This is a genomic window from Burkholderia sp. LMG 13014, from assembly GCF_905232215.1.
GTDB lineage: Bacteria > Pseudomonadota > Gammaproteobacteria > Burkholderiales > Burkholderiaceae > Burkholderia.
The window spans coordinates 1-2,152 of sequence record NZ_CAJNKE010000811.1 but is presented as its reverse complement, the minus strand read 5'-3'; the positions used below and the strand labels follow the sequence as shown (position 1 = coordinate 2,152).

Genomic DNA, 2,152 nt, shown 5'->3' with positions numbered 1-2,152 from the left:
CGAGTGCCCGTGCGCGTGCCTCGATCGCCCGCAGGCCGACCAGCGAGCGTTCGACTTCCTCATAGAGCAGGAATGCGCGCCGCGTCGGCGTGACGCGCGGGCCGTGCCGGTCGAACAGCGCGTAGCCGAGATCGGCTTCGAGCTCCTGGATCTGCCGCGTGACGGCCGGCTGAGAGCGGCCGAGCAGTTCGCCCGCGCCGGTCACGCTGCCGGCCGACATGACCGCGGAAAAGGCTTCGAGTTGATGCAGCTCCATGACACCTTCCGATGATGCGATTTGCGCATTGTAGGAGGGCGAGCATGCGCGATTCATATAATGATTTTTGCTATCGACAGCGTGAAAACTTCGAAGCGCCCGATCGTCGCGATGGCCGGTTGTGCGTGCGTCCGCGTTGGGTGCGACGGATGGCGCGAACGAAACGCCAATCGAATCAACGTGATGCGATCCATGCCGGCATATCGCGCGATGCAAGGCGTGCAGGCGAGCGTTCGCGAGCACCAACCCCTTCGCGCCGCGCACGATATCGATATGCGCAAAACTTCGTTGGATCGTCCTGAACCGGATGGTTACATGCCCTCACTCTTTTCGACTGACTGAAGCTGGGGGACGCATGAACGTTTCGGGGAACGACGCACGCGGCGCATGGCGGCGCGTGCTGGGCACGGTGGCGGCGCTCGCTGCCGCATGGGGCTTGTCGACGGGCGGCGCGCTCGCGGCGGGCGTGTCGGGCGAGCCGGTGGTGATCGGCGTGAGCGGCCCGCTCACGGGCCAGGACGCGCAGTACGGCGAACAATGGAAGCGCGGCTTCGATCTCGCGCTTGACGAGATCAACGGCAGCGGCGGCATTCATGGCCGGCCGCTCGCGGTCGACTTCCAGGACAGCCGCAGCGACCCGCGCCAGGCCGTGGCGATCGCACAGAAGTTCGTCGCCGATCCGCGCATCGCGATCGAACTGGGCGACTTCTCCAGCGCGACATCGATGGCTGCGTCGCCGATCTACCAGCGCGGGCAGCTGATCCAGTTCGGCTTCACGAACTCGCATCCGGACTTCACGAAGGGCGGCGACTATCTGTGGAGCACCGCGCTGAGCCAGGCCGAGGAGCAGCCGCTGCTCGCACGCTATGCGGTGAAGGAACTCGGCTTCAAGCGGATCGCGGTGCTGTACCTGAACACCGACTGGGGCCGCACCAGCAAGGACATCTTCGCGAAGGCGGTGGCCGGGCTCGGCGCGCAGGTCGTCGCGGCCGAAGGCTATCAGCCGACGGAGAAGGATTTCCGTTCGACGCTCGTGCGGATCGGCGCGTCGAAGCCCGATTCGATCGTGCTGATTTCGTACTACGCGGACGGTGCGCAGATCGTGCGGCAGGCGCGCACGTCGGGCGTCACGCTGCCGATCGCGGCGGTCGGCTCCGTGTATTCGCCGAAATTCCTCGAGCTGGGTGGTGCGGCCGTCGATGGCGTCTACACCGAATCGAACTTCTTCCCGGCTGAACCGCGCCCCGAGGTGCAGGCGTTCGTGCAGCGCTATCGCACGAAGTTCCATGCCGATCCCGATTCGTTCGTCGCGCGGGCGTACGACGCGCTGATCCTGTCGGCCGAGGTGCTGCGCCGCTACGGCACGACACGCCAGGCCGCGCACGACGGCTTCGCGAAAATCAGCGACGTGCCGAGCGTGATCTTCGGCAAGGTGCGCTTCGATCCGCAGACGCGTCGCGTCGCGGGCGCACGCACCGTGTATCTGGTCGTGAAGCAGGGGCAGTGGGCGCTGTGGGATGGCGCGAAACCGCAGCTCGCCGCGCGTTGAACCCGGCCCTGAACCGCATGCACGGAACGGACGCATCGTGATGGCTTCCTGGCTCGACTACACGCTCAACGGCCTCATCGTCGGCAACATTTACGCGCTGCTCGCGGTCGGGCTCGCGCTGATCTTCGGCGTGTCGCACCTGATCAACTTCGCGCATGGCTCGGTCTACATGGTCGGCGCGTTCATCGGCTGGCTGTGCCTGACGCGCTTCGGGCTGCCGCTGCCGGTCGCGCTCGCGGCGGTCGTGGTCGGCTGCGGCGCGCTCGGCGTCGCGATCGAACGGATCGGGTTGCGGCCGCTGCGCCACGCGGCACGCATCGCGCCGCTGCTCGCGACGATCGGCATCA

The 2,152-nt window shown here is 66.8% G+C and carries 4 protein-coding genes; 3 read left to right on the top strand and 1 reads right to left on the bottom strand.

What is annotated here, in order from left to right:
* The coding region (locus JYJ84_RS38600) for a LysR family transcriptional regulator (RefSeq protein WP_374102161.1) at positions 1 to 427 on the bottom strand (427 nt) is incomplete at its 3' end.
* On the opposite strand from JYJ84_RS38600, the gene JYJ84_RS34880 reads away from it, so the two are divergent.
* From JYJ84_RS34880 to JYJ84_RS34870, 3 genes are all read left to right on the top strand, one after another.
* The gene (locus JYJ84_RS34880) at positions 317 to 598 is read left to right on the top strand and encodes a hypothetical protein (RefSeq protein ID WP_175219375.1); all 282 of its coding nucleotides are present in this window, start codon (positions 317 to 319) and stop codon (positions 596 to 598) included. The genes JYJ84_RS38600 and JYJ84_RS34880 overlap by 111 nt on opposite strands.
* A gap of 13 nt (positions 599 to 611) precedes the next feature.
* On the top strand, positions 612 to 1,805 hold the full coding sequence (locus JYJ84_RS34875) for an ABC transporter substrate-binding protein (protein ID WP_175219377.1): 1,194 nt from the start codon (positions 612 to 614) through the stop codon (positions 1,803 to 1,805).
* A gap of 40 nt (positions 1,806 to 1,845) precedes the next feature.
* The coding region (locus tag JYJ84_RS34870) for a branched-chain amino acid ABC transporter permease (RefSeq protein WP_374102160.1) at positions 1,846 to 2,152 on the top strand (307 nt) is incomplete at its 3' end.

Excerpts from the sequence above, each read along its gene's own strand:
- JYJ84_RS34875 (WP_175219377.1), top strand. The coding sequence starts at position 612 with ATGAACGTTTCGGGGAACGACGCACGCGGCGCATGGCGGCGCGTGCTG.
- JYJ84_RS34880 (WP_175219375.1), top strand. The coding sequence starts at position 317 with ATGATTTTTGCTATCGACAGCGTGAAAACTTCGAAGCGCCCGATCGTC.